Raw genomic sequence first — 23988 nt, 5'->3', positions numbered from 1 at the left:
CGATGCTAAGTTTCCAAAATATTTCTTTACGGCGGGGCAGCCGACTGCTTTTCGAATATTTTAACCTGACCATTCATCCTGGCCAGCGGGTGGGTCTCACCGGCGCTAATGGCTGCGGCAAATCCAGTTTATTTGACCTCATCCTCGGGCGACTCCAGCCGGATGCGGGGGAATTCAACCGACCCTCCCAATGGGTAATAGCTCATGTGGCCCAAGAAACCCCAGCGGTAGAGACCCCTGCCCTGGACTATGTCCTTGACGGTGACACCGAACTTCGCTTTCTCCAGGCCGAACTGGCAAAAGCGGAGCAAGCAGAAAATGGAACCGCCCAGGGCGCCCTCCATGCTCGGATTGAGGCCATCGATGGCTATACGGCTCCAGTGCGAGCAATAAAACTCATGCACGGTTTAGGCTTTACCGCCGATCAGGAAAGCCTACCGGTACGGGCTTTTTCCGGTGGCTGGCGGATGCGCCTTAATCTTGCTCAAGCCCTCATGTGCCGTTCCGACTTACTGCTCTTGGACGAACCCACCAACCACCTCGACCTGGATGCCGTGTTATGGCTAGAAAGTTGGCTAAGCACTTATCCCGGTACTCTGTTGTTGATCTCCCATGACCGGGAACTGCTCGACCGGGCGGTGGACCATATTGCCCACATTGAAAATAAGACTGTCGACTACTACCGTGGCAATTACTCTGACTTTGAACGATATCGGACTGAGCAATTAGCCCAACAACAGGCCAGCTATCAAAAGCAACAGCGGGAAATTGCCCATATCCAACGCTTTGTGGACCGCTTTCGGGCCAAAGCAAGCAAAGCGCGCCAGGCTCAGAGCCGCCTCAAGGCCCTACAGCGGATGGAGCGTATTGCTCCAGCCCATATCCATTCCCCTTTTCACTTTTCTCTGCCTCAACCGGAAAAGCTCCCCGCCAATCTCCTGCGCCTTCGTCAAGTGGCCATCGGTTACGGTCAGCGGGAAGTGTTGAGCCGAGTCAACCTCGATTTAACCCCGGGGGACCGTATTGGCCTGCTTGGACCCAATGGGGCTGGCAAATCCACTCTCATTAAACTGCTCGCTGGAGAGCTGCAGGCCCGCAGCGGGACCGTGGACAGCTCACCGGATTTGCGCGTTGGTTATTTCGCCCAACACCAAATAGAGCAGCTCAACGCCCACCAAAGCCCGCTCCAGCATCTGCAGCGACTGACCCCGACCGCCGCCGAGAAAGAAATGCGGGATTTTCTCGGGGGCTTCAATTTCCGAGGTGATCAGGCCTTAGAACCGGTAGCCCCTTTTTCAGGAGGGGAAAAAGCCCGCCTTGCCCTGGCTTTGCTCGTGTCTCAACGTCCCAATCTGCTGCTGCTGGATGAACCCACTAACCATCTTGATTTGGAAATGCGCCATGCCTTGACCGCCGCCCTACAAGATTTTGAAGGAGCCATGGTGGTGGTCTCCCATGATCGCCACCTCCTGCGCAGCACCACGGATATCTTGTGGTTAGTGGCCGATCATAGCGCTTCTCCCTTTGATGGGGATTTGGAAAACTATCAACAATGGCTTAGCCAGCGCCAAAATGGCACTGAGGACACCTCTAACGGGAGCCCTTCTGAACCCCATCTTGCCGCCGCTCGCAAGGAACGCCGACGGCAAGAAGCGGAGCGGCGCCGCCTTTTACAGCCCTTACGGAAGAAGCTTGATGAAATCGAGGGAACATTGGAAAAACTACAGGCTGAAAAATCAGCCCTCGACCAGGCATTGGCTCATCCTGATTTATACCAGGATCCACAACAAAAAGAGCATCTCAAAGCCCTGCTCATGAAACAAGCGCGTCTAGAACAAACCCTTATGGAGACAGAAGAAGCCTGGTTGATGGCCAGCGAGGATTTGGAAGCTGCCCAACATACAAGCTAATTTGCCCTCAGCACCCCCTTGAAAGGGCACGAAAGCATCCCCATTTTTCTTGCTAAGAAGGGACCGCTCATCCTATTCACGAATTTTTACCTAAGGTCCCACTTACAGGAGGAAGAGAAATAATGGCTATTAGACACTATGAACCTTTTGATATGCTCAACCAGTTGCAAAGGGAAGTCAATCGCCTCTTTGAGACCAACCCCCTACGGCACGCTCAAACCGAAGCCGAGCTGACAACCAGCGATTGGGTTCCTGCCGTAGACATCAAGGAAGAGACGGATCGGTTTGTCATTTATGCTGATCTACCAGGCGTTGAAGCCAAAGATATTGAGGTGACCCTGGATAAAGGCACTCTCACGCTCAAAGGCCACCGGGAGCCCCTCCATTCCGGGGAACAACAAAGCTATAAGCGGTCAGAACGGGTCAGCGGCAGCTTTTTACGGCGCTTTGCATTGCCCCATACGGTCGATGCCGCCAAGGTGAGTGCCCGTTCTCAAAATGGTGTCCTGGAGCTGGTGATCCCGAAAACCCAGCAAGCGCAGCCCCGTAAGATTACGGTTGAAGGCTGAGCCAAGAGATCGGTCTCAAAGAACCGTGGTGAGACGGATAACTGAAGGTCTAGAAAAGGAGTAATGAGGATGTCTCCCCTAGAGCAAATCCATAAAGGTGCCTCCCGTGCTTGGGATTACCTCACCGAGGGTTGGCATCACCTGCGGGAACGGGCAAGCCAAGCCCTCACCCACTTTTCGCCAACGACCCAGCGAGGACAGTTGGAAACCACGGAAGAGCAGATCATGGAGAGTGCCTCCCGCTGGGGGCTACTCGCCGCTGAGATCCAAGAGGATGATAAAACCGTGACCGTTCAGCTGGAAGTTCCCGGCATGGAAGTCAGCGATTTTGATATTGAAGTCATTGACAACACTTTGGTTGTCCGCGGTGAAAAGCGGGTAGTACGGGAACAAAGCGAGGGACGCTATTATATGATGGAACGGGCTTATGGGCGCTTTGAACGGGCCCTGCCCTTACCCGCTGAGGTCAATGAAAGCGAGGCTCGCGCCAAATATCGCCGCGGGGTATTATGGATTTCCCTGCCTAAAGCGCGGCAGACAAAACACCGCATTGAGGTAAAAGCCGGCTAAGGGCCGGCCTTTATCTTAATTTAGCCGCTCACCTATGTAGAATTGTTTCCTGAGGGAGTCCGAACCGAATCACTGACTGCTGCCGCGATATTCCTCAGAATTTCCCACTCAGTCTCGATACGGTGCCTGGCAATAGCCCAACGACTTCTTTCGATGGGTTTGAGAGACGGCACCTTGGCTTGCATGGCATTATAAAATTTGAGGGCTCGGTGGGCGCATCTGGTCATAGAAAAATGATTAGCCGTTTCCCGAGCCGCCCCTTCAAAGTTTCGGCGTTTGGCTGGAGTAAGAGAGCACATCCAGGATAGAGCCACGGCAAACTCCTTGGGATCTTCCTGGAACAGCAAGCGTCCATTTCGATGATCGATGACCACTTCACGTACCCCAGGGGCATCAAGAGCGACCACTGGCGTGCTCGCGGCCATCGCCTCGGCGAGCACCAAACCTTGGGTTTCGCTCTGGGAAGCGAATACGAATACATCCATGGCGTGGTAAGCATTTACAAGATCGCTCCCTTGCAAGATACCCATGAAATCCAGACGTCTACCGAGGCCCAGGGACTCAAACAGGCGCTTGATCTCTGCTGCTGAAGGCCCGTCACCCGCCACTAAAAAACGAGCCTTCTCATTCTCCAACAGAAACTGAGCGACAGCATTGGAGAGGAAGTCCAAATTTTTTTCCGGGGCTAACCTGCCAATATGGCCGACGAGAAAAGCGTCAGCAGGAATGCCCTTGGCGCGCCGGAAATCCTGACCATCTCCGCGGACAAAGTATTCCACCTCCACACCAGTAGGAATTACCTCCATCGGCACCTTCACGCCCCGTTGCCGGAGTATCCTTGCAATACTGTCGCTGGGGACAATGACTCCATCGCAAAGGTTGCAGTAACCACTAGCTAGATCAATGGCGAAGCGCTTGAGCCGGGAGGAATCAGCCGGAACATAATGAGTATACTGCTCATACATGGTATGGTAAGTAAAAATTACAGGGAGGTTTTGAGCAGCCCCAATACGGAGGGCCGTATCGCCTAATAGAAACGGATGGTGGGAGTGGAGCACATCAGGTGCAAATTGTTTAAGCGCAGCCGCAAGCTTCCCGGGCACCGGCAAAGGGACCGAAAAATCGCTTCCCCGGAAATGTTGAATGGCGGGAATTCGGATCACGTCCTGCTCCTGCAAAGGGGTCCCCTCGAACAGGGGGGCCACCACCAGCACCTGATGACCAAGGCGACGGTATTCGGCCGTAAAGTTCGATACACTGCGGGCCACTCCGCCAACATGGGGCGTAAAGGTATTGGTCAGCATGCAAATTTTCACAAGGGCATGACTCCCTTTGCCGTAACCTGGTCTTTGCCTTCCGGGGGATGCAAGGGAGCAAGGCCCGGCAAGCGGACCTCTATCCGTGGTGGCTCTTGGCGCCATTGCCCTTGCCAATAAACCACCACGTTCTCCCCCTCTGGCCGCAGGGAAACAGTGATATCCCCAAATGGTGTCGGTGCCGGCCCATAAGAGATAAGCTCTCCCCCCTCAAGCCACCTAGCGGGTATACCAGAAGCCAGAATCAGGCGATCCTCTTCTTCTCGAACAAAACAGTTCCTCATCATGAGCACCCACTCTGCCGCTGCCCACACGTGGTGTCCATCGCCCATGCAGCCACCCCCGGTCCGTGGATGTATCGCTTCTGGCCACTGGCCCGTGGGAGAAGCCAGCCCTGCCACTGCCTGCATCAGCTCCAACGCCCGGGGATCTCCTGCTCGCAGCAGGACCTGGGCAATATGTAAAGTAAGATAAGGATTGATCCCTGAGTGGATCATGTCTTGAAAGAAGCCCCCCCCAACAAAGCAGTTCTCAATGAGATAAGAGGCGGTTGCCAGCAATGGGGGATCAGTGGCTGGACACAACTGAAGAGGATAACCCACAGCCAAGGAACCAATGGCCCCCGCATCCATTCGGCGATAGGGGGAAGCCGGCATTCCTGGATGACCGAGACCCGGTTTTATCGCCGCCAGGCTCTTTTCAATGGCCGCCATGAAACGGTCCGCTTCAAGACGGAACTCACGGGCATGTTTTTCGTCGCCGTAGGACTCTAGCAGCCCTGCTGCGGCTCTCAGCCCCGCCACACCCCAAAAATCATCCCAATAGTAATAGTCGTTAGGCCCCAGGTGCTCGGCGCTAAACCCCGCTGGCAACAATCCGGCATGGGGCGCCTCCAACTGCTCGGACAAGCGCTTCCGTACAAGCCAGCGTCCGCCATGAAGAATCGCCCGCCGCCACGCCTGTTTAGGGGAACGACCTGTCAACTGGCAGAAACGCTTAAAAATCCAGAGGGCTTCACCGTTCGAGTCCCATTCCCCTTCCTGGGAATGGAAAAAGCCCCCCTGGGTTTGCCGCGACGGGAAGGTATCTAAAGTCCGCTCCACTCGATCTTTTAGTCCCCCACAAAGGAGGGCATGAAGGATAAAGGCGGCATCGCGAAACCAAAAGCGCTTGTAGGTATAGGGTCCCGGATAGACCTCCGTCGGCGAATGGAGAATAAGGGTCCGCACCGCCGCATCGTAAAGAAATTGGAATTGGCGCTCAGGCAATTCTAGCTTGGTGCACGCTTGAAGATTGTGCCGCCACAGTGCAGCGCCTGAATCTCCTGAATTTACCCCCTGCTGCACTTTTTCAGCGAGAGGAACACCCACAAAAAGCTCCCTGGACTGCTCTGGTTCGATGGAAAATAGCGCCGCCGCAGTCGCCATGCCCACATTGCAGTAGACCTGACGAGCATCAGCTCCGGCTGGAAGTAGAGTATGAACGTCACCCGAGCGATAGTCGGAAAATTGAGTCCGCTCCATTGGCTGGCTGAAGCGCACTCGCCGGTGGTGGTCCAGTTCCCACCCCATGGCATCCTCGCTTAAATGAATCTGATGCACCAGACTCACCCCTTCCGGGTTATAAGGACGCAAGCTAACCGCCAGCCAGGCCTTGGCATCAGCACGGGCCGTCAGATGTACCTGACAGGTGGGAATACCCTCTTCCATAACAACGTGAACCCGGGAAAGGAGTTGCAACCCCTGGGTAGTGCTTTCGGTCACCACCGCTTCCCCCTCCTCAAGGGCCAAGTAGTGGGTGACTGTCTCGAGCCGCGAGGGAACCAACCAACGGCCGTCCTCACTAATCACCCAGCTATCCAAAGACCAACTATCCCAAAATGGAGTAACCAGCCCCCGAGGATCGACGATGGGCAGCTCCGTAACATCGGGAATTCCAACGGCTGTCCAGTTCCGATGGGTGAGGTTGATGTGGGTAATGGAAAAAGCCCTGGGAATGAATGCCTCATCCTTGGGATCGAATTGCCGTTCCACCCAAAAGGGCCAGATCCAATCCAAGTTGTGCTGAATAGTGGCAGCATTGAGAAGGCCACGGGCGTGGAAAACCACACCAGCGCGAAGTAGCTCTAAGGGCTCTTTGACCTCGGAGGGCTGGGCAAAGCTCTCCAGACGCGCCAGGACTTGTACGGGATCAAGCAGTCCGTGAGCCCTTGCTAAGCGTCCAATAAAAAACTTCCAGGGGAACCATCTGAGCCACATACTATTGGAGTGTTATAACCGTGCTGTTATTCGGATCCTGGTTTCCATGCTTCTGCGTTACATTAACACTCTAGGAGATAGCACAGGAGACTGAGGATTTAAAGCGGAATCTAGTCAAGCCGGGAGGGCCTAACAAGCTAGGGCTCCCGTTCACGGGCAGTCCGGATCCCAGACCAAGCGAGCGATACCGGTCAAATCGATGTTCTTGTCCACTTGCGGCTAGGCACTAAAACTTGACTGAGATTCAAGTTTCGTGCGCCAATAATTCTGCAACCGATATGTCAAAATGGGGCAGATCATCGGATTCCCGAACTTACTTAAGGTCCCTATTACATCACCCCCACCCTAACCCTCCCCCATCAAGGGGGAGGGAATAAGAAGACAAAGTCTGATGCCGATTACCAGGGCTTTTATAAGGTGGTGGTACTTATATCTCTGTGCCCTTATTCTAGAAAATCTATGCATAGGGGCTTGCCCCCATCAACCTTATCAGAGACAAGGATGAGAAAGGAACCCCTTAATCACAGACATTAAGTATCTTAGTAAAAGTTTTGAGGTATTCCTGGGTCGAGCTGGTGGTGTTCCGCCAACCCTTTTTTCAGGGAGGAAAAACGGGTTGGCGGAACACCACCAGCTCGCTCTTAAAACACCTCATATCTTATTCATAGGTACTTATCCCCTACAATTTAGCAAGTAGCTCAATGGCGATGGGGGGCTGCCTATGGACAGGCAGAGTGGTCTATACTGGCCGGGTAATCCTATCTCCTCATTAAAGAAATGACTACGCCGATGCCAAGATCGATTCCTATAGGAGCCTTTGCTTTGGCGATTCTATTCTCAAGCCCTATCGTTTGGAGCCAGGAAGAGACGCGCACCACCGATGCCGATCAAAAAAGGGTGGCGCTGACTATCTACAACAATGACTTGGCCTTGATAAAAGATCAGCGTCGGGTAGCCTTAAAAAAAGGGCATAATATGTTGGCTTTCATGGACGTAAGCGCCAACATCCAACCTGAGACCGCCCTTCTCCGCAATCTCTCTCAACCCCAGGGTTTCTCTATTATTGAGCAAAACTATGAATTTGATTTGCTAACCGCACAAACTTTGATTCAAAAACATGTGGGGCATGAAGTGGGCGTTATTTACCGCCACCCCACTACTGGAGAGGAAACCATTGAACAGGCGACCCTGCTCGCCGCCAACCAAGGGGTAGTCTTACGCTTCGGGGACCGCATTGAGACGGGGATTTCCCCCTCCCGCCTGGTCTACCAGGATATTCCCCAAGACCTGCGAGAGCGCCCCTCCCTGATTTTGCAACTCCATACCGCAATGGCAGGAAAGCAGGAGCTTGAGCTGAGCTATCTTACCAGTGGCCTGAGTTGGAAAGCCGATTACGTGGCTAAACTCAATCAGACCGAAGATCGCTTTGATCTAAATGGTTGGGTGACTCTCATTAACCGTTCCGGGACTTCTTACCAGGATGCCCAGCTGCAATTGGTGGCGGGCAGTGTCCATCGGGTTACTCCGGTAGCTGACTACGCCAAGCGCCAAGCGCGAGAGGCCCTGGCACTTGCTGAGGCTCCCCCCATACAAGAAGAGGCTTTGCTGGACTACCATCTATACAGTTTGGAACGCACCACAACCATCAAAAATAATCAGACTAAACAGGTCGCTTTGTTAAGCACCCAGGACGTCACCGTTCATAAACACTATGAACTCCGCAGCCATACGCCCCATCTCTACTACGGCCATTCCCAGGCCTCCTCCCTCTTAAAGCCCCCGGTCATGGTCTACCTCCATTTCGATAACACTGAAAAAACGGGGCTGGGTCTCCCTTTGCCAGCGGGGGTCATCCGAGTCTATAAGCAAGATTCCAAGGGCAACACCCAATTTGTCGGGGAGGATCGGATTAATCACGTCGCCAAAAACGACTCCGCCAGACTAAAACTAGGACAGGCTTTTGACATTACTGGGGAAAAACGGCGGACCAAGTACCGCAAACTGGATTCCGACTCCTTTGAAGCCTCCTTTGAAATTTTGCTTCGTAATGCCAAAAAGGAATCGGTTCTGGTGAAGGTCGCCGAATTTATCCCTGGCGACTGGCATATTCTGACCGAAAGCCACCCCCACCAACGGGAAACGGCCAATACTGCGCTCTGGCAACTGCCTGTCCCGGCAGAGGGGCAAGTCACCCTCACCGTGAGTTTCCAAACCCGAATCTAGTCCTAAACCATGGGGTACTGAATATCTAATTGGGGAAATCTGCACCATGAGCATCATCCACCACGCCCTGATCTTAAACTTACACCAGCCAGCAGGCAATCTGGAATACTTGCTGGAGCGCAACCCCTGGGAGGCTAAAGAAATCCTCTATACCTTGGACCGGATACCCCGCGCCCTTTGGAGTTATGAAGACGTGGCGCGGGTTCATCTGGCCTTATCGGGCACGCTCCTTGAGACGCTCGCTAATCCTGACTTTCAACAACGCGTGTATGGGATTGTCAAATGCGGTGACTTGCTGTGGTATCTACAGAATACCGCCCTATTTGAGATCCTGGGCAATGCTTACTATCACCCAGCCCTTCCCCTGATTCCCGACTCGGATCGGGAAGAGCATATCAGGCGTTGGCTCGGTATCGGACAGTTCCTTTTTAATCGAACTCAATTCATTGGCTTTTGGCCGCCGGAGATGGCCTTTACCATGGAATTGATTCCCCTGCTGAAAAAACATGGGTTCCGTTATGTCCTAGTAGACAGCCTCCATGTGGAGCCTTTAGAGGAGATGAGTTGGCAGGATCTCCGCTACCGCCCCCATATTGCCGAGTATGGGGGTGAAGAAATCATTGTCGTGGTTCGGGATCGGGAACTCTCCGATGCCCAGGAAGCTGGAATGGAGTTTGACTGGTTCCTTAACGAACTCTACCATCGGACCCAAGGGTGTGACTTCCCGCCTTTGGTCACCACCTGTAGTGATGGGGACAACGGCGGCTGGTTCCGCAATACTTCAAAAGAAGGTAACTTCTGGGGAATATTTTATCAGGAGCTATTGACCAAGGCCCGCCGGGAGAATGCCTTCCTCCGTCCCATTTTTATTCATGATTACCTGGATAAATACGGTGCCAAGGGCCGAGTTAAGGTGAAGACCGCAGCCTGGAATACCGGCGACCACTCAGGAATTAATTTTGTCCAATGGACGGGTTCTGAGTTCCAAAAGGAGGCGCTTAAACGAGTCGCAGAGACCAGTGCGACCCTCCATGGACTAAAGCAAAAACAAGCTGACGCTCAAGCACAGGATCCGGAAATAGCCCAATTGCTCAATGAGGCTGAGTGGCACTTGCTACGCTCGGAAACCAGTTGCCACTTTTACTGGGGCGAGGCTTGGACTCATCGTGCCCACCAAGATTTGGATGCCGCTTGGACTCAGCTTAACACGGTAATGGGAAAATTCCAGGCAAAATAAAGATCCGAGTTTTCCAGTTTTCGTCAAACATGAAATTAAGAATAGACTTTCCGTCTATTCATTCTTATAAAAACCTTAATCGCTTCAAGAAAGCGAGCAAGCGGCACGGGAAAACACTATAAATTTATACAAATTCTAAGCCCATGAAATTATGAAAGGCCTCATCCTATAGAAACAAGGATTCACGCAATGCCCTTAGCCCCAGAGTCAAAGCCATCTCCCTTTGCGGTGGTTGGCCCCATTGATATCCGTAACGCAGCGCTGGTAGTGCTGGCCCTATTTGCCACGCTCCTAATGTTGGACTGGATGCAGGCAGTGCTGATACCGCTAGTGTTCAGTATATTAGTGAGCTATTCTTTAGATCCTGTCGTCAGTGCTCTAGAGCGGCTAAAAATACCCCGTTGGCTAGGGGCAATACTGCTGGTAGCGCTGTTCATGGGGCTGGTGGGCTACAGTAGCTATACTCTTCGGGACCAGGCATTACTGCTCATGGATAAAATCCCCCGTGCGGTGCAAACACTGCGCTCCTCCCTTCACGTCGAATCCTCCAGCCCCGGCGAGGAAGGAGTCATTGAAAAAGCGCAAGAAGCTGCTGAGGAAATTGAAAAGGCCACTAAGGCAGCAGATGGCATGGGTGCGCCTAGCAGGCCGGGAGTGGTGAAAGTAGAAATAGTAGAACCCGGCATCAAGCTTGGGGAGTATGTCTGGTGGGGCTCGCTGGGGGTCCTCGCTTTTTTGGGGCAGCTGGCCACGGTGGTTATACTGGTGCTCCTGTTCTTGATCTCTGGTGATACCTACAAACGCAAGCTGGTGAAAATCACTGGTCCCACCCTCTCCAAAAAGAAAATTACGGTGCAGATCCTCGACGACATTAACATGCAGATCCGCCGCCATTTAGTTGTACTCGTGCTCTCAGGCATTTTTGTAGGGTTAGGCACTTGGGGAGCACTCCTATGGATTGGATTGGAGCAAGCAGCGCTGTGGGGACTCATTGCTGGGGTGGCTAGCACGATACCCTACATCGGACCATTGCTGGTGTTCGCTGCTACCACAATAGTGGCTCTAGTGCAATTTGGCACGATCATTATGGGGCTTGCGGTAGGCGCCGCCACGCTCCTCATTACCAGCATCCAAGGCTATTGGCTTACTCCCTGGCTTATTAGCCGCACCTCCAGCATCAATGCGGTAGTGGTATTCATCGGCCTACTATTCTGGGGCTGGCTGTGGGGACCTATCGGACTCATTGTAGCCACCCCCCTTCTGATTATTATCAAGGTCTGCTGCGATCATGTGGAGAATCTAGCGCCTCTCGGCGAGCTAATGGGAAAACGCTCAAGTGAGGATTAAAGAGTACTCCTGAAGGGATCTGAGGACAAGCAGTAGGGCAATTCTCATTACTCCACTTTTTGGATCTTCTCTTCTATCAATTCTCTTTCTTGAGGCTCCGGTTCCTCAGGCAGCTCCTGTAGCCCTGCAGCTTCAGGTTCAAGGCTAAGTGTGATGTAAATAGGAAAATGATCCGACCCGAAATCTGGCATCCGGGTCATTGTAACCAGAAAAAAATCCTCTGAATGGAAAATGTGGTCAAGAGGCCAACGCATGAAGAGATTCCTAGCATTATAAGAATTGAACATTCCGCGACCGATACGGGGATCGAGTAGCCCGCTTGTCTTTTGAAAAAGCGTGGTGGTATAGGACCAAGCAACATCGTTGAGATCGCCGGCTACGATAACCGGTTGATGGCTGCCTTTTACTTCTTTGCCCACAATAAGTAATTCTGCATCCCTTTCAGTGGAAAATTCAGCTTCCGTGGGAGCGGGCGGTTCCGGGTGGAGACAATGCAATCGAACCAGCTGACCAGAAGCCAGTCTCACCTGCGTATGGATAGAAGGAATCTCTTCTTTGATCAAAAACTTTATCTCGGGAGCCACGAGTTCCAATTTGGAATATAGCAATATTCCATAGCGATTACCCAAAGGTTTTTTCACTGTATAAGGGTATTCAATTTCCAATTCCCGCAATTGCGACTCCCACCGTTGATCAGGCTCCAGCGCAAGCACCATATCGGCGCCAGCCTCCCGCGCTATAGTCAGAAAGCGCTGAGCATCACGATTGCTCATCAACACATTGGCAATTAATAAGGAAATAATGTTGCCAGAGGTCTCAGCACGGGCATTGCGGACTTGTTTAGCCGCTAAAGGGGTGTAGGGAAATATTTTATAGCTCTGTAAGAGAAGAGCCCCAGCAAGGACAGCAAGAACCATACCTTCAAAAACATTCTGTACATCCCAGAAGAAGGAAAAGACCAAAAGCACCACTAAGCCAAGAGCCAAAATTTGCAATCGAGGAAAATCAAAGGCCCGTATCCACCATGCCTCATGTCGGAGCAAAGGCAAAAAGGTGGCTACGCTCAGCCCAAGAGCAGCTGTAATCAATAGAATTTTTATAAAAACCCCAATCTCTTTAATCTTCTAAGAAAGAATCTTCTGAGGAAGGGCCTAACAAAATGCCCTCTTCCTGAAAAGAGCTGTCAATCCTGCTGCATCCAGCAATACAGGTGTTTCGCTCCAGAGAAGCCGCCTCAAAAGTACTTGCACAAAACTTTACGCATCGAGTGTAATCTATGCGGGATACTCCAGCGTCTTGTTCCCTGATAGTCACTTGTCCATCCAGAGGATCATTTTGAGCTGGGTCTGGATTGAGTCCTTGCGCCTCTACGGCAGTACTTGTCCCCATCGTTACCCAAAGAAGAGGTAAAACCGTCATCCATCTTGAGCGCATCATTTCGAACCTCCTCTGGATTTTTTATCCACAGCGCTACCTATGCTCGGTAATGGCTTCCCAAATCCGGAACACGTTATCTGGGTTGTCCCCCATCAACTGCGCCAGATTCAGAGGTCACCGTCCTAACAATAATAATAATAGCCTATGATGTCCCTGATTATTAGGTGAATTTACCGTGCCCCTCAAGACCTGGATCTGGGCTCCTCTCTAGCCTGAATTTTTCACCATCAAGACACAAAGGGCACGAAGGTGAGGGAATCTCAGTCAGTTGGAAGAAATTGATGGATAGGCTCATTGCTAACGAAGCAACTTATTTTAATCTATTTAACTTTTTTGTGCTCTTAGTGCCTGTGTGGTGATCTCATGAATTATCCAGGCTAGCCGTTTAACCCGCTTAGGCTCGAACAAGCCTTCCCGTGTAGAGCAAAGCCCTTTCGTTGGCGGCAGTCCTTGCGGTAACCTCCACCCAGACTTCCCGGACCTTACGGTCCAGGGGGCGCTTAAACTCCCAGCCGACTGGGCCTAGACGGTCATCCCCAAAGACCTTGCGGACATCGTCCCGCTGAAGTCCGGTAGGGCATAGATAAAGGTTTTCGTTGACCTTGATCTCGACGGCAGGCAATACCCCATCATCCAGAGAGGCTGCCCAACCTCGCAGAGATAACTCGCCGGACTCCAAAATTCGCCGCTCATCCACCCAACCCCAAGGGCCGCGCCGGAATGCTTGCAATCCTGACAGGTCCCGATCCTGAGACTTGGGAACCACATAGATATCCTGCTCGTGAGCCAAGCCCTTGGGAATACGAAAATAGGGATGACCCCCACCATTTGCTTTGTGGAGGGCTTGTCCCACAAAGTGCTCACTAACAAAGGTGGTGCCATAGATCTTAGGATCCAATTGGCTATTTTCGCTATGAGAGTTAAACAGAATACCCTCCGCTGGCAGACTCAATCCAGGGGGGAGGAGCGCCTGATCATGGACACTAAAACATAGCATTCCCTGGGGGGTTAGCAAAGCGAGTAGCCGCTGCAGCCACCGCTGGAACAAATCGGGAGGCAGGTGTGAAAAAAGGGAGGCCACCCAGATGAAATCAAACTGTCTGCCGGCTTGAAACTGCTCCGGGTCAGCACTGGACTCCACTGCTTGGACGTTGAATTGTTGAGTAACAAAGGCAAGGGCGTCTTTTTGTATTTCCGCGACCCAAACATTAGCGTTGGGCAAACTCAGGGTTAGAAACCTGACCAGCCGACCGAAGCCACAAGCGAAATCCAGAAAGGCAAAATCAGCTCCTGGGTTTGGAAAGAACGTTTGCAGGAGCTGTTGCGCGGCAAAATGCTGCTGCAAAGCCACATTGTAATACTGGCTCAGGGCCGCGTTGGAATCCCGATGATGCCGCAGTGAATGAAGGAGCATCTGGTCATTGGGATGGAGAGTCGTATTGAGCCCCATCCCAATAATCCCATTTTCTGGCCGCCGATAGTGACGCCAAAGGGCCTGCCTGAAGCGCTCATCCCGGCACAGGGTATCTACTTCGGCCCGCAAATCCTGTTCTATCGGGTCGATATTTTCCATCCGGATCCCTCTTTATTGCGGCAGCTGAGGCCAGATGTCTCCGCCGGAATAGGGAGGTTAACTAACCGGAAACGGCCATATGCTCGATAATCGCCTTCCCAAATCCAGAACAGGGTACTTGGGTGGCGCCTTCCATCAATCGGGCTAGATCGTAAGTCACCCTCTTGGCGGCGATAGCCCCCGAAATCCCTTGGATGATGAGATCCGCCGCTTCATTCCAGCCGAGATAACGCAACATCATTTCCCCGGAAAGGATAATGCTGCTGGGATTGACCCGATCCTGACCGGCATACTTGGGGGCCGTCCCGTGGGTGGCCTCAAACACGGCGACCCTATCCCCCATGTTCGCTCCCGGCGCCATGCCAATCCCCCCCACTTGGGCCGCTAAGGCATCGGAAATGTAATCTCCATTAAGATTCAGGGTCGCAATGACATCATATTCCTCGGGGCGGAGCAGGATCTGTTGGAGAAAATTATCGGCAATCGCGTCTTTGACAATAATTTTGCCGCCGCTTTTAGGGTTAGTGAATTCACACCAGGGCCCCCCATCAATGGGCCGGGCGCCAAACTCTTCCTGGGCCAAGGCATAACCCCAGTCACAGAAGGCGCCTTCGGTAAACTTCATGATGTTCCCCTTATGCACCAGGGTTACCGAACGGCGATCATTATCAATGGCGTATTGCAGGGCTTTGCGGATCAGGCGTTGAGAACCTTCCTGGGACACCGGCTTAACCCCAATGCCGGAGCTTTCCGGGAAACGGATTTTTTCCACCCCCATCTGTTGTTGTAAAAACTCAATGACCTGCTTCGCCTCCGGCGAACGGGCCGCCCACTCGATCCCGGCATAGATGTCCTCGGTATTTTCCCGAAATACCACCATATTGGTGCGGGAGGGATCGGCCAGAGGGCTCGGGGTGCCCGAAAAATAACGGACCGGCCGGATACAGGCATAAAGATCCAAGGTTTGGCGGATCGCCACATTAAGAGAACGGATGCCTTTGCCGACCGGCGTGGTTAGCGGTCCCTTGATAGACACCACGAATTGCCGCAGGACATCCAAAGTCTCCGCCGGCAACCATTGATCGGCGCCATACACTTGCGCGGCCTTCTCCCCTGCATACACCTCGGCCCAGGCCAGGGAACGCTCTCCCCCATAGGCCTTCGCCACCGCCTCATCCACCACCTGGCGCATCACCGGGGTGATGTCCACCCCAATGCCATCCCCTTCTATAAAGGGAATGAGGGGACGGGCGGGGACTTCAAGGCTGTAGTCCTCCTTGACGGTAATGGGTTCGCCATCGGAGGGAAGGGAAATCTTGTCATAGGCCATTAGGGGTTCCTTCTCAATAACAACAACTCGAAAAATTAGGTTTGCTCTTTACTATAGCATTTCCCATTTAAATTAGACCTCAGTCTCTCGGCAAAAATTTTGAGAAAAATGCGACGCCCCTACGAGCCGACCAGTAGCGTGCGCTGTGCGCACGAAGAGGCTAAGGGGCTAGCGGAGAAGAGCAACAGAAAAAACTTAAGGCTCATAGCCCAGAATAGACCTGAGCCAACGCTCGACCTGCTCCACGCTCATGCCCTTCCGCCGGGCATAATCCTCCACCTGATCCTTTTGGATCTTGCCGGTGCCGAAATAACGAGCCTCCGGGTGGGAAAAGTACCACCCCGAAACCGCGGCGGTGGGAACCATGGCATAACTCTCGGTCAAGGTAATATCGGCATTTTCATCGGGCTGAATGAGCTGCCACAGGATGGCTTTTTCGGTGTGATCGGGGCAAGCCGGGTAGCCTGGAGCCGGCCGGATACCGCGGTAATTTTCGTTAATCAGTTCCTCGTTGGTAAACGCCTCATCAGGGGCATAGCGCCAGAATTCCTTGCGCACCCGCTCATGCATGCGCTCGGCAAAAGCCTCGGCCAGGCGATCGGCGACGGCTTTGAGCAGAATATTGTTGTAATCGTCATGGTGCTCCATAAATTCTTGCAACCGCTCATCAATCCCCAGTCCCGCGGTCACGGCAAAGGCACCGAGATAGTCCGCCACCCCGGTCTCCTTGGGGGCGATAAAATCCGCCAGGCAATAGTTGGGCTGCCCCCCCCGGCGGACCATTTGTTGGCGAATATGATGCAGGGTGGTTAACACTTCCCCCCGGCTTTCATCCCTATAAAGCTCAATATCATCATCGTTGACGGTATTGGCGGGGAAAAACCCAATCACCGCCCGGGCTTGGAGCCACTTTTCCTCAATCACCCGCTTCAACATGGCCTTGGCATCCGCCAACAGTTTCCGTGCCTCCTCGCCCACTACCTCGTCCTCCAAAATCTTGGGATACTTGCCGGCCAATTCCCAGGCATGGAAAAAAGGCGTCCAATCGATGCGGGCGGCCAGTTCCTCTAAGGAATAATCCTCAAAGGTCTTAAGGCCGAGGAAGGTGGGTTGCGGGGGGGTATAGGCCGCCCAGTCCGTCTTAAGCTTATTGGCCCGGGCTTGAGCCAGGGGGGTATGACTTCTTTCTGTTTGCTGTTCCGCCCGCCGCTGCCGCATTTGGCCATATTCTTCTGCGATCTCGGCGGCATATTCCGCTTTGATGGTGGGATTGAGTAGACGCTGGGCAATCCCAACCACCCGGGAGGCATCAGGCACATAAACCACCGGCTGGGCATATTGAGGTTCAATTCTGACCGCCGTGTGCATTTTAGAGGTGGTCGCTCCCCCAATGAGCAAGGGCACATTAAAGCTCTGGCGCTCCATTTCCTTGGCCACGTGGACCATTTCATCCAGGGAGGGGGTAATCAATCCGGACAGGCCCACAAAGTCACAGGACTGTTCCTTAGCCGTTTGCAGAATTTTTTCTGAGGGCACCATTACCCCCAGGTCGATGACTTCGAAGCCGTTACATTGCAGCACCACGGCGACAATGTTTTTACCGATATCGTGGACATCCCCCTTGACCGTCGCCAAAACGACCTTACCGTGGCTTTTGTAGGCCTCCTTCTCCTTTTCCATATAGGGCAGCAGATAAGCGACCGCTTTTTTCATGACCCGGGCCGACTTCACCACCTGGGGCAAAAACATCTTGCCAGCGCCAAACAGATCCCCCACCACATTCATGCCGTCCATGAGGGGGCCTTCAATCACATCCAGGGGCCGCTTCGCCGCCAACCGGGCCTCCTCGGTATCCGCTTCCACAAAATCGGTAATGCCCTTGATCAGGGCATGGGCGAGGCGTTCATTCACCGGTAACTCGCGCCAGGCCAGGTCCTCCTTGCGCTCGGCAGCGCCCCCGGCGCCCCGGTATTTTTCAGCAATGTCCAACAATCTTTCCGTGGCGTCCGAGCGGCGATTGAGAATGACATCTTCCACCCGCTCCCGCAGATCGGAGGGAATCTCATCATAGACCGTCAACTGCCCGGCGTTCACTATCCCCATATCCATGCCGGCTTGAATGGCATGATAGAGAAACACCGCATGAATGGCCTCCCGCACCGTATCATTGCCCCGGAAGGAAAAGGAGACATTGGACACCCCCCCTGAAACCAAGGCGGGGGCCAAGGTCCGCTTGATTTCCCGGGTCGCCTCGATGAAGGTCACCGCATAGTTATCATGTTCCTCAATCCCCGTGGCCACGGCGAAGATGTTGGGATCAAAAATAATATCCTCCGCCGGGAAACCGACTTTTTCGGTCAGCAGTTTATAGGCGCGGGCGCAAATCTCAACCTTACGTTCCTTGGTCTCCGCTTGTCCCTGCTCATCAAAGGCCATAATCACCGCCGCCGCTCCATAACGGCGGACTTGCTTAGCCTGCTGGAGAAAAGGCTCCTCCCCCTCTTTCAAGGAAATGGAATTCACTACCCCTTTCCCTTGAATGCACTTAAGCCCGGCTTCGATAATCTCCCATTTGGAAGAGTCGATCATGATCGGCACCCGGGAGATATCCGGCTCGGCAGCAATGAGGTTCAGGAAACGGACCATGGCTTTTTGGGAATCCAATAAGCCCTCGTCCATATTGACATCGATGATCTGGGCACCATTTTCCACCTGTTGCCGCGCCACCTCCAGGGCCGTTTCATAATCTTCTTCCTTGATGAGGCGGCGAAAACGGGCCGAACCAGTGATATTGGTGCGCTCCCCCACATTCACGAACAGGGAATCCTCATCAATATTGCTCGGCTCCAGGCCGGAAAGCCGGCAAGCTTCTGGGCGTTGGGGAATTTTTCTTGGCGGATACTTTGCCACCGCTTCCCGGATGACGCGAATGTGCTCGGGGGTGGTCCCGCAGCATCCCCCCACAATATTCAAAAAGCCCTCTCGCGCCCACTCGCCGATTTCCTTGGCCATTTCCTCCGGGGTTTCGTCGTAGCCCCCGAATTCATTGGGCAGCCCAGCATTGGGATGGGCCGAGACATAGGTATCCGCCAAGCCGGACAGCTCTTCCACGTACTGCCGCAACTGCTTGGGTCCCAGGGCGCAGTTGAGACCAAACGCCAAAGGCTCCCCGTGGCGCAAGGAATTCCAAAAAGCCTCGGTGGTCTGGCCCGACAAGGTTCGCCCGGAAGCGTCGGTAATCGTGCCCGAGATCATGATCGGGAGACGAACCTCTTGCTCTTCAAAGTATTGCTCAACCGCGTAAACTGCCGCCTTGGCATTGAGGGTATCGAAAATGGTCTCAATCAGGAGGATATCCACGCCTCCCTGGACGAGGCCATGAATCGACTCCCTATAGGCCTCCACCAATTCATCGAAAGAGGTGTTGCGAAATCCGGGGTCGTTGACATCGGGGGAAATGGAAGCAGTGCGGTTAGTGGGCCCCAAAACACCGGCCACGAAACGGGGGCGATCCGGGGTCTTTGCCGTCATCTCATCGGCCATCTCCCGAGCCAGTTGCGCCGCAGCCTGGTTAATCTCCACGACCAACGCTTCCATCTGATAATCGGCCATGGCGATCCGGGTGGCGTTGAAGGTGTTGGTCTCGATAATATCAGCGCCGGCTTCCAGGTAATCCCTATAAATTTCCCGGAGGATCTGAGGCTGAGTCAGCACCAACAGATCATTATTCCCCTTGAGATCGCAGGCCCAATCGGCGAAGCGCTCTCCCCGGTATTGTTCCTCGACAAGCTCATAGCTCTGAATCATGGTGCCAAGCGCCCCATCTAGCATTAAAATGCGCTTGGCAAGTTGGTCCTTAAGTGCTGCAATACGTGGAGATTTTAAAGACATAATGATCTCTAGAGCCTATTTCCGCAATTTAAGCAAAAGATTGTGAGTCTCTCTTTCCTGACTGAATAAGTCAACTATTATTCATTGGAACCTATTTATCCCCTACCGACCTATTCCATGAATGAATTTTAGCAGGCTTTACCTAAGTGGTTATTCCGACACCACCGGCTTAGGCCACGGTAGTCGCCCTACCCTCCTAATTTATTTACCTATTGGTAATGATGTCCCATGAGTGAAAAGTCCTCTGTTTACAAACGGCTGTTCGTTCTCGATACCAATGTGCTGATGCATGATCCCACGGCGATATTCCGCTTCCAAGAACATGATATTTATTTGCCCATGATTGTTCTGGAAGAATTGGATTCAGCCAAGAAAGGCTTATCAGAAGTCGCGCGCAATGTTCGCCAAGCGACCCGCTTTTTAGATGATCTCCTAGAGCAAATCGAGCGTCCCGAGGATATCAATCAGGGACTTCCTTTACCGGCCACGGTCAACACCGGCAACGGGGAAGTCAATGACGCCAGTGGACGCCTTTTTTTCCAGACCCAGGAACTGAGCATCTCCCTACCGGAAGCCCTGCCAGGCCAAAAACCCGATAATAGTATTTTGAGTACCGCCATGGCCCTCCAGGAAGTGCACCCTGATCACACGGTCACTTTAGTCTCTAAGGATATTAATCTGCGGATCAAGGCCACCGTATTGGGTATCCATGCTGAGGACTATTATAACGATAAGGTGCTAGACGACGTGGATCTCCTCTATAAAGGTAGTTTCGAGCTTCCTCCTGATTTCTGGGAAACCCATGGGGAAGCCATGGATTCTTGGAGTGAAGGGGGACGTACATTTTACCGAGTGAGCGGCCCCCTGGCCAAAGAGTGGTATCCCAACCAGTGCCTTTATAGGGAAGACGAAAATAATTTCGAGGCCCTAGTCCGTCGCCGGGAAGACGAGACCGCTATCATTGAGTTGGTCCAAGACTACCGCTCTTCCAACCACACGGTCTGGGGTATCTCCGCCCGTAACCGGGAGCAGAATTTTGCCCTTAATCTGCTCCTGGACCCGGAAGTGGACTTCGTGACCCTCCTGGGAATGGCCGGTACGGGCAAGACCTTGCTCACCCTCGCCGCCGGACTCACCCAGACCTTGGAGACCAAACTTTATCGGGAAATTATCATGACCCGGGTGACGGTGCCCCTTGGCGAGGACATCGGTTTTTTTACCCGGCACCGAAGAAGAAAAAATGACTCCCTGGATGGGCGCCCTTATGGACAATTTAGAAGTCTTGACTAAACCCGATATGGGGGGCGAATGGGCCCGAGCCGTTACCAACGATATGCTTCATAATCGAATTAAAATTCGCTCCCTTAACTTCATGCGTGGGCGAACCTTTCTCAATAAATTTATTATTATTGACGAAGCCCAAAATCTTACTTCCAAGCAAATGAAAACCTTGATCACCCGCGCCGGCCCGGGCACCAAATTTGTCTGCCTCGGTAATATCGCCCAGATTGACACCCCCTACTTGACGGAAACCACTTCGGGTTTGACCTATGCAGTGGACCATTTTAAAACCTGGGAACACAGTGGTCATATTACCCTGCTGCGAGGAGAACGTTCCCGGCTCGCGGATTTTGCTTCGGGCGTGTTGTAGCTTGAATTGTGATACCAATTTCATGTAATTTTGCACTGTATAGATCTAATGCAAACAAACACTTACAACCTTAATAAATTGCATTCTTTTGTTAAATTGGTATGACAGCATAGCCAAGGGGCTGATCACGGCATTCCCCTCCGTTTAAGCACATGGGTGTATAGCGTTTCCCTTATAGGAGAGATATGGTTAGATTGAGAAATTAAGGTCTTGCTAAATTGATATTCGTATCTCGTTTATCCGGGAAACGCTATAAATCTGGGTGGTGCGAATATTTTGATAGCTTAAGACCCCTTTGATCCAAAAAATGCAATCCCTTAAAGCTTCAAGTGGTTATTTGGACTGAAACTATAACCATACAAAATTACATAACATTGGGATAACAATTCCTGAGCCGTCGAGCAAACTCGCCATCAGCCCTGCTCTGCTTCTGGTTTCTACTGTAATCGGGAAACCTCTTTCCGGCTTAAGGTTACCGGTAAACACTGGAATCTTTTTGTCCTCACCACAGAAGATAAAGCGCTTGTCTCAGTTCCAATTTAAAGATTCGCCTATTTCGTCCGTATACTGAAATGGCAAAGACGGATGGCTTAGCGGACCTGCTCTAAAAAAGAGGGTTTTGCCATGCAGAAATTAAGCTGTATTAAATGTTGCTTAATTCTACATAGCATGTTTTCAACCAATTGTGATTTAGCTCATAATGCACTGATTGTAAAATAAAATTATTTATTTTGGATTAACTAAATAGTATCATACGGAGAAAAATTCTCTGTTACAAAGTAGATTTTTTATATCTACTCAATGTTAGAACCCCGAATGACCCACGATCGCATCTCAGCTTAGAGGAAAGGTAAAGTGAACAAAGCGGTTGAAGATACAGAATCGCTAGATCAATCTGAAACGAATGAATCTGATCAAACGGATTCGTCAGAACTCACCGAGGGTTTCGAGGTTACAGAGGTAATAGACACTTTTCTTCACCGAATACTTGATATTGAGGATTGCGCGAAGGAATACATTGTCGCGGCAGCTGAGGCTTATAACGATAACGCAGAAAAACTCAGGGCCGAGATTGAAAGTCATCAAAAAACGCTTCAAGACGAAGAAGATGAAAAGATCAGAGTTTTAACGGTTAAAGGGCTTAGAAAAACCCTGCGTAATATTGAAAGGCATAATAACTCATCACCAGTAACCACATTGGAAAAGAGTCTTTTTATTAGCTTGTTCTCAGCATTTGACAAATTTGTTGGTGATTTAGTAGCTGTTTTATATAGTAAAAAGCCAGATCTCTATAAAAATATCAATAAAGAAATATCATTGTCTGAAGCATTGAAGTACGAGTCTATGGATGAGTTGCGTCAGGCATTTTTAGACAAGGAAATCGAATCCATTAGGAGAAAATCATATATAGATCAATTCAGGGATCTGGAGAACAAGTTCTCAATAAAGCTCACAAAATTTGATCAATGGCCATATTTTGTCGAGCGATCTCAGCGAAGGAACCTATTTACGCACTGTGATGGTGTAGTTAGCAAGCAGTATTTGGACGTATGTAGAGAAGTTGGTTGCAAAATGAAAGGGGGTATAAACGTAGGCGACCAGTTGGAAATTGGAGAGAAATACCTGTTCCAGTCTTGCATGTTGGTAGCCCAGGTTGGCGTTATGCTTGGCCAGACACTTTGGAGAAAAACATTGGAGGATGAGCTAGAAAAGGCGGACTCACATCTTAGTAATATCGTATTTAATTATTTGCATATGGAACACTGGGGTAATGCCATATCAATTAGCGAGTTTAGTCAGGGGCTTCCAAAGATGTCTACGGATCAAATGGAGCGCATATTCGCTGTGAATTACGCAATAGCACTTCGTGCGGTAGATAAACGAAAACAAGCCAAAGATATTCTAGACAAAAAAGATTGGTCCGCAACAACGTACGATTTCAAGTTAGCGTATTCTATCCTTACAGATGACTACGCTGAAGCCGAAAAAATTATGTACAAACTTGGAAAGGAAGGTGAATTGATAAATGAATTTTCGTACCACGACTGGCCTTTGTTTAGGGAATTTCGCGACTCAAAAGAATTCTTTAGTGGATACGAAAAGGTCTACGGGTACAGGTATTCTTCGAAGTTAAGTCAGATCGCTGAATCGAAAAAGGCCGAAGTTGAACAAACGAATTCTCTTGCGCGTGAGAAATAGTTCTAACAATAAAATGCACAATGACCGCGCTGACGCGCGGCACGTGATTTTGGCATTATGAGCTTGAAGAGTAGAACATGAAAGTCACTGCCTGGAACAATGGTCAATATTCAGCAACCGGCGCCGGTTATGGGGTGAAGCTTTCGATTCAGGATCGAGATCGGGAGTTTGATCGTGGCTGGAAAGCGGTAACTCTCGAACTGGAGAATGGAAAATCAATCCGGGTAAAAGTTGCTAAAAAATCCTTCTGGAGCGAGGCCTGTAGAGAGCTTATTCATGCCGAGATTGGGCTGTGGATGCTTGCACAAGGGCTTGCCCCATGGCCAAAAGGCCACCCACCAAAGCTGCAGCTTATTTCAACCGGAGAGGCAAAGTTCAAGTTGTGTCGCCGCTCATAACAAAACCTTCAACCGGACGCGGGGTAAGCTCCCGGCCGGCAAAGCCGGGTCGGGTTTGCGGGCGCGCCGGTTAAGGTAA

General features: G+C 51.7%; 15 protein-coding genes and 1 pseudogene. 9 read left to right on the top strand and 7 right to left on the bottom strand.

All coding sequences use genetic code 11. The annotated features are described in order from the left end of the window. The first annotated feature begins 2 nt into the window (after positions 1 to 2). The 3 genes from E3U44_RS09965 (at position 3) to E3U44_RS09955 (ending at position 3049) form a co-directional block, all read left to right on the top strand. Complete coding sequence (locus E3U44_RS09965) at positions 3 to 1910, top strand: ATP-binding cassette domain-containing protein (protein WP_134357987.1); 1908 nt, start codon at positions 3 to 5, stop codon at positions 1908 to 1910. A 122-nt stretch (positions 1911 to 2032) separates the two neighbouring features. After that, entirely contained in the window at positions 2033 to 2479 is a 447-nt protein-coding gene (locus E3U44_RS09960; RefSeq protein ID WP_134357986.1) for an Hsp20/alpha crystallin family protein, read from the top strand. 69 nt (positions 2480 to 2548) lie between these two features. Continuing rightward, positions 2549 to 3049, top strand: a complete 501-nt coding sequence (locus tag E3U44_RS09955) for an Hsp20/alpha crystallin family protein (protein WP_134357985.1) — start codon at positions 2549 to 2551, stop codon at positions 3047 to 3049. A gap of 32 nt (positions 3050 to 3081) precedes the next feature. Here E3U44_RS09955 and E3U44_RS09950 read toward each other — a convergent pair whose 3' ends face one another. Together E3U44_RS09950 and E3U44_RS09945 are read right to left on the bottom strand one after the other, a co-directional pair. Beyond that, the gene (locus E3U44_RS09950) at positions 3082 to 4353 is read right to left on the bottom strand and encodes a glycosyltransferase (RefSeq protein ID WP_240761369.1); all 1272 of its coding nucleotides are present in this window, start codon (positions 4351 to 4353) and stop codon (positions 3082 to 3084) included. Between the two features lie 8 nt (positions 4354 to 4361). Beyond that, entirely contained in the window at positions 4362 to 6623 is a 2262-nt protein-coding gene (locus tag E3U44_RS09945) for a glycoside hydrolase family 15 protein (RefSeq protein WP_134357983.1), read from the bottom strand. A gap of 822 nt (positions 6624 to 7445) precedes the next feature. Here E3U44_RS09945 and E3U44_RS09940 point away from each other — a divergent pair. The 3 genes from E3U44_RS09940 (at position 7446) to E3U44_RS09930 (ending at position 11430) form a co-directional block, all read left to right on the top strand. Beyond that, on the top strand, positions 7446 to 8846 hold the full coding sequence (locus tag E3U44_RS09940) for a DUF4139 domain-containing protein (protein ID WP_240761368.1): 1401 nt from the start codon (positions 7446 to 7448) through the stop codon (positions 8844 to 8846). 46 nt (positions 8847 to 8892) lie between these two features. Next, positions 8893 to 10083, top strand: coding sequence for a polysaccharide deacetylase family protein (locus tag E3U44_RS09935; protein ID WP_134357981.1), 1191 nt, complete (start codon positions 8893 to 8895; stop codon positions 10081 to 10083). 189 nt (positions 10084 to 10272) lie between these two features. Further along, the gene (locus tag E3U44_RS09930) at positions 10273 to 11430 is read left to right on the top strand and encodes an AI-2E family transporter (RefSeq protein ID WP_134357980.1); all 1158 of its coding nucleotides are present in this window, start codon (positions 10273 to 10275) and stop codon (positions 11428 to 11430) included. A 47-nt stretch (positions 11431 to 11477) separates the two neighbouring features. Here the strand turns inward: E3U44_RS09930 and E3U44_RS09925 are convergent, their stop codons facing one another. The 5 genes from E3U44_RS09925 to metH all read right to left on the bottom strand — a co-directional run bounded on the left by E3U44_RS09925 (position 11478) and on the right by metH (position 19661). Next, positions 11478 to 12518 (bottom strand): endonuclease/exonuclease/phosphatase family protein, encoded by a 1041-nt coding sequence (locus tag E3U44_RS09925; protein ID WP_240761367.1) that lies wholly within the window; start codon positions 12516 to 12518, stop codon positions 11478 to 11480. A 28-nt stretch (positions 12519 to 12546) separates the two neighbouring features. Further along, complete coding sequence (locus E3U44_RS09920) at positions 12547 to 12867, bottom strand: hypothetical protein (RefSeq protein ID WP_134357978.1); 321 nt, start codon at positions 12865 to 12867, stop codon at positions 12547 to 12549. A gap of 394 nt (positions 12868 to 13261) precedes the next feature. Further along, a complete protein-coding gene (locus tag E3U44_RS09915) occupies positions 13262 to 14440 on the bottom strand; it encodes a class I SAM-dependent methyltransferase (RefSeq protein WP_134357977.1) in 1179 nt (392 codons plus the stop codon). A gap of 61 nt (positions 14441 to 14501) precedes the next feature. Continuing rightward, positions 14502 to 15770 (bottom strand): NADP-dependent isocitrate dehydrogenase, encoded by a 1269-nt coding sequence (icd, locus tag E3U44_RS09910; protein WP_134357976.1) that lies wholly within the window; start codon positions 15768 to 15770, stop codon positions 14502 to 14504. A 195-nt stretch (positions 15771 to 15965) separates the two neighbouring features. Next, a complete protein-coding gene (gene metH / locus E3U44_RS09905) occupies positions 15966 to 19661 on the bottom strand; it encodes a methionine synthase (RefSeq protein WP_134357975.1) in 3696 nt (1231 codons plus the stop codon). A gap of 228 nt (positions 19662 to 19889) precedes the next feature. Between metH and E3U44_RS09900 the strand changes: the two are divergent. The 3 genes and pseudogenes from E3U44_RS09900 to E3U44_RS09890 all read left to right on the top strand — a co-directional run bounded on the left by E3U44_RS09900 (position 19890) and on the right by E3U44_RS09890 (position 23909). Next, positions 19890 to 21312, top strand: a pseudogene (locus tag E3U44_RS09900) (PhoH family protein). 855 nt (positions 21313 to 22167) lie between these two features. Next, a complete protein-coding gene (locus tag E3U44_RS09895; RefSeq protein WP_134357974.1) occupies positions 22168 to 23511 on the top strand; it encodes a hypothetical protein in 1344 nt (447 codons plus the stop codon). A gap of 77 nt (positions 23512 to 23588) precedes the next feature. Beyond that, on the top strand, positions 23589 to 23909 hold the full coding sequence (locus E3U44_RS09890; RefSeq protein ID WP_134357973.1) for a hypothetical protein: 321 nt from the start codon (positions 23589 to 23591) through the stop codon (positions 23907 to 23909). Positions 23910 to 23988: the final 79 nt, after the last annotated feature.

It is taken from the genome of Nitrosococcus wardiae, from assembly GCF_004421105.1.
GTDB classification, from domain to species: domain Bacteria; phylum Pseudomonadota; class Gammaproteobacteria; order Nitrosococcales; family Nitrosococcaceae; genus Nitrosococcus; species Nitrosococcus wardiae.
Note: the sequence above shows the minus strand (reverse complement) of the source record. Positions and strands in the feature narration are given on the sequence as shown.